We start from the raw sequence: 8,304 nt of genomic DNA, 5'->3' as shown, positions 1-8,304 counted from the left end.
GCTCGGCATTCGCTCCACGGGGCACCGGCCGCCACGGCTGCCATCAGCAGAGCGGTTCGCCGCCGACGAATACCTTGAGCGTGCCGGGTTCGATCGGGATCCAGGCCTCGCCGCGCGTCAGCGGCTCGGTGGCGACGATGGCGATGCGGTCGTCCTCGGTGGTCTTGGCAGCCAGGTCGACGCTCACATCCTCGTCCTGCAACGTGACGTGGCCGAAGGGCGGCTGACGCAGCAGGTAATGCAGCTTGGTCGAGCCGTGCGCCCACAGCGCCTGGCCATTGGACAGCAGCATGTTGAAAGTGCCGTGGCCGTTGAGCCGCGGCAGCAGCTCGCGCAGCGTGTGGTTCAGTTCCTCGATCGCCGGCATGTCGGCGTGCGCCTTGGCCAGCTCCTGCATCAGCCAGCAGAAGGCCTGCTCGCTGTCGGTCTGGCCGACCGGCTTGAACGCCGCATGCAGCCGCGGCAGGAATCCCTTCAGGTCGCCGTTGTGCGCGAATACCCAGTAGCGGCCCCACAGCTCGCGCACGAACGGATGGGTGTTCTCCAGCGAGACCACGCCCTGCGTCGCCTTGCGGATGTGCGCGATGACGACGTCGCTGCGGATGGGGTAGGTCTTGACCAGCTCCGCCAGCGGCGACACCCGGGCGCTGTGGTGGTCGACGAAATGCCGCAGCCCGCGGCCCTCGAAGAACGCGATGCCGAAACCGTCCTTGTGCTCGTGCGCCCGCGTCGCCAGGCCGGCGAAGCTGAACATCACATCGGTCGGTCGGCGGGCGTTCATGCCCATCAGCTGGCACATCGCGGTCTCTCCAGGATCAGGTCGCTCAGGTCGCTCAGGTCGCTAGGCTCATCAGGCAACGATCATTCCAGGAACAGCCGCGTGATCCCCTTCAGGCTCACCAGGTTGCCGGGGTTGCTGGTCTCGTTGAGCACGCCGCTCATCCGCTTCACCAGGCGCGGGCTCTTCTGCGCGCGCCAGATCAGCAGGTCGGCCAGCCAGGGGAAACGGTTGACGCGGTTGCCGCGCTCGTACAGGTCGTACTTGGGCTGCAGCGCGCGCAGGCCCTGCTCGTACTGCTCGCGGACCTGGGCGTCGACGGCGGATGCCGAGGCGCCCGCGCGGTGCGCCAGGATGGCCTCCGCGGCGAGCAGTCCGGTCTCCATCGCCTTGCCGATGCCTTCGCCCGTGAACGAGTAGGTCGAGCCCGCCGCCTCGCCGGTGACCAGCAATCCCGGCCGCGTCCAGCGCGCGCCGTTGAGCGTGCAGCGCAGCGGCGCGCCCTTGAGTTCGCCGATCAGTTCGCCCTCGGCCATCAGGCGCTTGGCGGGCGGGTAGTGCTCGACGAAGGCGTCGAAGATGGCGCGCAGGTTGACGTCCTTCTTCTGGCCCTTGCCGGCCATGTCCTTGTGGCTGTCGGTGACGCCGACGCCGATGTTGAAGCTGCCGTCCGGCGCCGGGAAGATCCAGCCGTAGCCCGGCTGCACCGGCTTGCACCAGACCACTTCCAGCGCCTTGATCTCGCCGACCATCGCCGGCGCGCGCACGTAGCCGCGCAGCGCGACGCCGCTGGGGGTGTGACGCTCGCACATGCCGGCGGCGGTCAGCGCCTTGGGCACGGCGCCGGTGGCCAGGATCACCCAGTCCGCGGCGATCTCGTGCGGCTCGCCGTTGATCGTGAGCCGCGCACCGCGCACGCGACCCTGTTCATCGTCCAACGCCGCCTCGAAGCGCGCCGGCGCCAGGAAACGCGCGCCGGACTCCTGCGCGCCGAGGTTGAGGATCTCGTCGAGCTGTCTGCGCGGCAGCACCGCGAGGTGGCCCGGCACATCGATCCGGCCGCCGCGCGGTCCGATGCAGCCCACATGCGCCGAACGTTGCGCCTTGGCCATCACCCGGTCCAGCAGGCCGAGGCGCTCGAGCGCCTTGTGCGCGTCCGGGATCAGCCCGTCGCCGCAGACCTTGTCGCGACCCAGCGGCTGCTGGTCGGCGAACACCACGTCCAGTCCGGCCTTGGCCAGCCAGCGCGCCGCGGCGCTGCCGGCGGGGCCGGCGCCGATGATCAGGACGTCGCAACGCAGAGGCGGTGCCGGGACAGCGGGGGGAGCAAGGGGAGCGGAAGGGTTCGCGGGCTCGTTCATGAAGCACATTGTCTCCGCTCCGCGAACCAATGAAAAAGGGCCCCGGAGGGGCCCTTGGTGCGTGACGGTCGTGACGATCAGAAGTCGTACGTGCCGCGGATGTAGAAGGTGCGACCGGTCGCGTCGGCGTAACGCGGGTCGTAGCCGGCCTGGAAGACCTGGGTCTGGAAGGTCAGCGGCGGATCGCGGTCCGTCAGGTTGCGAACACCCAGCGTGATCGACGCCGTCTTGATCGGACGGAACGACGCGTACAGGTCAGCCGTCGCGTAGCTGCTCACGCGGTTGGTCGGGTCCACGTCGATGTAGCCCGACTTGTAGTGACCGGTCAGGCCGACCGTGTACTTGTCGTAGGCCCACACCGCCGACAGCGTGTGCTGCCAACGGAACACCGGACCGGCGCCGGAGTAGACGCCGACATTCTGGTTCCACGGGCCGTCCTGCAGGTCCTGGTACTCGTACTTGGTGACGTACGTGCTGTTCAGGCCGAACATGACGCTGCCAGCGCCGGCGAAGCGCAGGCGGTAATTGGCGTTCAGGTCGAAGCCGTTCGTGTTGTTGCCGCCCAGGTTGAGCTGGCGGACGTCCACGTAGCCGCAGTTGGCGCCCGGGCACTGCGAACCGTCGACCGACAGGAAGCCGGCCGAGTTGCGGTGGTAGAACTGGCCGAACTTGTCCTGGTTGGCCGGATCGAACAGCGATGCGTCGCCGATCACGCCGATCAGGTTCTTCACGCGCAGCCACCAGAAGTCGACACCGAAGCTCAGGTCGTTGAGCGGCGCGAACTGGAAGCCCAGCGACGCGCTCTTGCTCTTTTCCGGACGCAGCTGGTCGTTGCCGCCGTTGCGGACCATGAACTGCGCGTCGCACAGGTTGATGGTCGTGCCGCCGGCCGCGCACAGCACCGGGTCGTTGACCGTGCTGGAGTTGGTGTAGGTCGGCGCGGCATGCAGCTCATACAGCGACGGGGCGCGGAAGCCGGTCGAGTACGAACCGCGGACCAGCACTTCCTTGCTCGGCTGGAAGCGGAAGCTGACCTTGGGGTTGGTGGTGCTGCCGAAGTCGTTGTACTTGTCGTAGCGGACGGCGGCGGTCACATCCAGTGTCTTCAGGATGGGCACGTTCAGTTCGCCGTAGACGGCGTACACGTTGCGCTTGCCCGTGCTGTAGATGTTGGGGTCGATGCCGGTGGAGGCGATCACCGTCTGCGCGTACTCGTCCTGCGCGTCCTGGGTGAACTTCTCCTGCCGGAACTCTGCGCCCAGCGCCAGGGCGGCAGAGCGGCCGGCACCCAGCCAGTCACCGACTTCACGGCTGGCGTGAGCGTCCAGGTTGGTCGTCCGGCCCTTGCCGATCATCAGGCGGCCCAGCGCGGCGGCGCTCTGCAGGTAGGCCTCGCCCGCAGCGTCCTGCGCGCCGAACGGGTTGATGATGCCGGTCAGGATGCCTTCGGTGATCTTGTTGCCGTCCGAGTAGCCGCTGATCAGGTCCTCGGTCACCTTGTTCTGGTTGTAGCTCAGGCCGGCGGCGTAGTCCCAGCCTGCCAGCGTGCCGTCCAGCGAGAGCACCAGACGCTGCTGCGTGTTGGTGTTCTTGTCGCCGCGCGGGCCGTTGGGGGAGTCACGCCACTTCAGCGTGATGTAGCCCGGCTGGATCGCCGCGCCGCCGTCGGTCATCGTCTGGCCGGCGTAGCCGTCGCCGTCATAACCCGGCAGCAACGCCGGGTTGTTCGGGTAGTACGGGTTGGCGGAGCCGTCCGGACGCAGCCGGTTCTGAACCAGGAAGCCGTACGGCACCGGAGCGATGCGCGTCTTCACCTCGGAGCGGGTGATGAAGTACTCGGCGCCGAAGGTGTGGTCGTTGTTCAGCTTGACCGTGCCCTTCAGCATGGCCGAGGTGCGCTGGCTTTCCGGCAGGTAGTCCACGTAGCGCGAGGTCGACATCGTGCAGGACGTCTGGTCGGCGTTCGGGACCAGGAAGTCGCCGCCCTCGCAGCTCGGTGCGGCCGGGTTGTAGACGATCTTGCCGTCCTGGTAGTAGTTGGCCGGGAGGGTCGAGCCGGACTTGCCGCCGACGAAGCGGGTGTTGAACGGACGGTCCGTGCCGCCGATCGGGTCCTGCTTCTGCAGGTCGACAAAGCCGAAGACGTTGAAGCCCTGCTTCTCCAGATCGCCGTAACCGAAGCCGGCGTTGGCGTTGCGGGTCTTGCCGCCGGCGTGCTGGGGCGAGTCATAGCCCAGCGTGACCGTGCCGCCCTGGTAGTCGGAGCGGGTGATGAAGTTGATCACGCCGCCGATGGCGTCGGTGCCGTACAGCGACGAGGCGCCGTCGCGCAGCACTTCGATGCGCTCGATCGCCGCCAGCGGGATCATGTTCAGGTCAGGCGCGGACCCGTCGAACGCGTTGTTGGCGATGCGGCGGCCGTTCAGCAGGACCAGCGTCTTGTTGGCACCGATGCCGCGCAGGTCGGCGAAGGAGGCGCCGCCGGTGGACGAACCCACGGCCTGGCTGGTGCCCAGGCTGCTCTGGCTGGCGGTGAGCGTGCTCAGGATCTGCTCGACGGTCGTCAGGCCTTGCTGACGGATGTCGCTCATCTTGAAGGTCGTCACCGGCACGGACGACTCGGCGTCGAGCCGCTTGATCGCGGATCCCGTCACGACGACCCGCTCCAGCTGGTTTTGATCCTGTTGTTCCTGGGCCAGCGTCGGGAAGGACGCGGCCGCAATGGTGGCGGCGACTGCCAGGCCTACCGCGTTCAGCTTGTACATATGCACCTCTAGGGAGAGCGCCCGCCCTCCTTGTGGGTGCGGCGAGCCGGAATTGAAACGGCCCCGCATCGCGAGGCCTGACAAAAGTGTGCTGACGAATTGCCAGAGGTCATAGGTGCACGTTCGTAAAGCGCGCGAAATGGGGACCGTGCAGTTCGAAACAGGCTGTTTTCGCGGGTTTCTCCTTACTGTTTCATGACAGTTCGGTCGTACCTGCGCCACAGTTTCGGAATTTACGAACGCTTAACTCCTGCGGAAACGTCGGATTTCAGAAAGCCGGGTTTCGAGCGGATATCGCGCACAACGTGATTGGCTCGTTGGATGGGCGTTATGAACGCGCCAAGAAACGTATTTCCGTAGCAACGATGAATTTATCAATTAAATTTGATGAACACGAAAAATATCCATTCCTTCAAAGGCTTATCGATATCGGACAGAGTATGGAAACAATACTTAACGTGGCGGGTCGGCCGATGAAGGCTTGTGGGAGAGACATCGCCGTGGCAGTCGAAAAAAAAGGACTCCCGAGGGAGTCCTTGTTCGTGATGCCGTCGACGCCCCACCGTGGTGCGGCGGGCGTCGGATGCGGGATCAGAAGTCGTAGCTGGCCTTGACCTGGAAGGTCCGGCCCATCGGGCTGTAGTAACGGTAGTCGAAGCCCAGCATGTGGCCGCCGTTGGCGCGCAGCGACAGCGGGGGTTCCTTGTCGAACACGTTCTTGATGCCCAGGGCGACCGTCAGCTGCTTGTTCCAGGTGTAGGCGGTCTGCCAGTCCAGGGTCACGTACGGCTTGACCTTCAGGCGGACCTCGTCAACGTCGCCGTTGGCCAGATTCTCGACTTCGGTCGGGAAGTCCTTGTAGCCCGACTGGAAGTTGATGTTGGCCGTGTTCACCCAGTTGCCAGTCACCAGCGTGTTGCTCCACTGGCCCTTCCAGCGGAAGGTCACCGAGCCGATCGACGGATGGTTGTCCGCGAGGGTCGAGAAGTAGCCTTCGCCCGGCAGCAGCTGCTGCTTGTCGCTCAGCATGTAAGTGGCGCGCAGGTTCGAGGTCAGGCGACCGATCGGGGTGTTGACCCGGCCGGTGACGTCGAAGTCGATGCCGCTGCTGAACGACTTGCCCAGGTTGGTCGTGCTGGCGTTGTAGGCCAGGAACTTCTCGCCCGTGACCGGGTCGGTGTAGACCAGGAACAGGTTGGAGTACTTCTGGGCGTTGTTGAAGGCTTCGTTCTCGTCGACCGACCCGAAGGTCTTGTCGATGCCGACCCACCACCAGTCCGCGCCGAAGGAGAAGGAGCTGACCGGCTCGATGCGGAAGCCCAGCGTGGCCTGCTTGGATTCTTCCGGCTTCACGCTCTCGACGCCGCCGGTGTAGACGTTGTACTGCTTCTCGCCGGCCTGGCAGGCCGCGCCCAGGCTGGCGGCCACGGCGGCCATCTGCGCGGTGCAGTTGTACGGGGTGGCGGTCACGCCGAACTCCTGCAGCGGACGGTACAGCTGGCGCAGCGTCGGAGCGCGGAAGCCGGTGCCGACGCCGCCGCGGATCAGCAGCTCGGGCATCGGGGTGTACTTGAAGGACACCTTGCCGTTGGTTGAGCTGTCGACGTGGCGGTAGTTGTCGTAACGGACGCCGGCGGTGACTTCCAGGTTCTTGATGACCGGCATGATCAGTTCAGCGTACGCGCCCATCGTGTCGCGGCTGGCGCTGTAGGGGATCACGACGGTGCTGTCGCCGAAGCGCTGGTCGTCGCCGGCGGCGCCGCCCTCACCGCGCGCCACCGCGCCCGGATCGTCGGTGACCTTGTCCTTCTGGAAGGCCGCACCCAGCGCCAGGTAGGCGGAACCGGCGGAGGTCTTGAAGATCTCGCGCGAGGCGCGCACGTCGGCGTTGAAGAGGGTGCTGGTCTCGGTGTCGTAGACACCCGAGATCATGATCTGCTTGACCGCGTCCGTGGCCGCCTGCGATTGCTGGCCCGGCAGCACGAAGGGGTTGTAGACACCGCTGCGCAGCAGCGCGCCGAAAGCCTTGGCCAGCGGGTAGCCGGAGTTGCTTTCCTCGACCTCCGCACGCTGGTAGCCGGCGGTGGCGGTGTAGTCCCAACCGGCCAGCTGGCCGTCGAGCTGCAGCCACAGGGCCTTGTTGTCGCGGTCGAAGGTGCTGGTGCGATTGCCCAGGTCGAAGGCGCGGTAGGACACCGAGGCGATCCGGTTGGGATCCAGACCGATCGAGGTCAGGTAAGCCGGCGTGTAGCCGACGGCGGCCAGTTCGGCGGCGAACGGACCGTTCGGATCCACGGCCACCGAGCCCGGCACCGCGGCGATCTTGCCGCTGGTCTTGGTCTTGCCGAACAGCACGTCGGCGCGCAGCTGATGGTTGCCCAGCTTCACCGTGCCGGAGCCGAAGAAATTGCTGCGCTCGCGGTCCGGGAAGGCTTCCACGGTGCCGGCGTAGTCGAAGTAGCAGGAGTCGCCGACCTGGACGTTGCGGTCCGCGCAGGCGCCGTTCTGGGCCAGGTACACGTTGCGCAGCTCGGAACCCAGCGTGCCGTCGGCGTTGCGCACCGGCACGTTCACGTTCCCGGGGATCGCGGACGGCGAGCCGTTGAAGAACTGGTAGTCGTTGCCGTTGTGGCTGAAGTTGATGACGCCGGTCTTGCTGAAGTCGCGCTGGCTGGCGGTCAGCGAGTCACGCTTGTCGACCGACAGCGCCGCCATGATGTTGAAGCCGTCGCTGTCCAGGTCGCCGAAGCCGCCGGAGAGCGATGCACGACGTTCCTTGCCGCCCTTGTGCTGCGGAATGGAGACTTCCGCCGCAATGGTCTTGCGGCTGGAGTTGCTGCGGGTGATGAAGTTCACCACGCCGGCCACGGCGTCGGAGCCGTACAGCGCCGAGGCGCCGTCGGTCAGCACTTCCACGCGCTCGATGATCGCCAGCGGGATCATGTTCAGGTCCACCGCGCCGCCGGCTTCGCCGATCAGGCGGCGGCCATTCAGCAGCACCAGGGTACGGTCGCCGCCCAGGTTGTGGATGGACACGGTGGCCTGACCGCCGCCGCCGCCGCCGACGGTGTCACCTTCGGTGATCCCGCCCTGCACGGACGACAGGTTCTGCATCAGCTCGACGACAGAGGTCACGCCGCTGCGCTCGATCTCGGCGCGGGTGACGGTCTGGATCGGTTGGGAGGTCTCAGCTGCGATCCGCTTGATCGCCGAACCCGTCACGACGACGCGTTCCAGCTGGGTCTGGTCCTGGGCTTGGGCGATCGCGGCCGACGACGCGATTGCAATGGTGGCGGCGACTGCCAGGCTCACCGCGTTGAGTTTGGTCTTCAAAGAAACACTCCTAAAGGTGTCGAGCGGCGGCGCTTGTGGCGGCGCGCGAAACTTGTCCGGACGACCT

The 8,304-nt window shown here is 66.2% G+C and carries 4 protein-coding genes; all 4 read right to left on the bottom strand.

Annotated features, from left to right (window positions below; all coding sequences use genetic code 11):
- Nucleotides 1-43: 43 nt before the first annotated feature.
- The 4 genes from PV762_RS21425 to PV762_RS21410 all read right to left on the bottom strand — a co-directional run bounded on the left by PV762_RS21425 (nucleotide 44) and on the right by PV762_RS21410 (nucleotide 8,237).
- A complete protein-coding gene (locus PV762_RS21425; RefSeq protein ID WP_421037027.1) occupies nucleotides 44-799 on the bottom strand; it encodes a class II glutamine amidotransferase in 756 nt (251 codons plus the stop codon).
- A 62-nt stretch (nucleotides 800-861) separates the two neighbouring features.
- A complete protein-coding gene (locus tag PV762_RS21420; protein ID WP_421037026.1) occupies nucleotides 862-2,139 on the bottom strand; it encodes a geranylgeranyl reductase family protein in 1,278 nt (425 codons plus the stop codon).
- Nucleotides 2,140-2,216: 77 nt separating this feature from the next.
- Nucleotides 2,217-4,904: a TonB-dependent receptor gene (locus PV762_RS21415; protein ID WP_421037025.1), complete on the bottom strand. Its 2,688-nt coding sequence runs from the start codon at nucleotides 4,902-4,904 to the stop codon at nucleotides 2,217-2,219.
- A gap of 591 nt (nucleotides 4,905-5,495) precedes the next feature.
- The gene (locus PV762_RS21410; RefSeq protein ID WP_421037024.1) at nucleotides 5,496-8,237 is read right to left on the bottom strand and encodes a TonB-dependent receptor plug domain-containing protein; all 2,742 of its coding nucleotides are present in this window, start codon (nucleotides 8,235-8,237) and stop codon (nucleotides 5,496-5,498) included.
- Nucleotides 8,238-8,304 lie beyond the last annotated feature (67 nt).

It is taken from the genome of Mitsuaria sp. CC2, assembly GCF_048957715.1.
Lineage (GTDB): Bacteria > Pseudomonadota > Gammaproteobacteria > Burkholderiales > Burkholderiaceae_C > Roseateles.
This window is presented reverse-complemented; position numbering and strand designations above follow the sequence as displayed.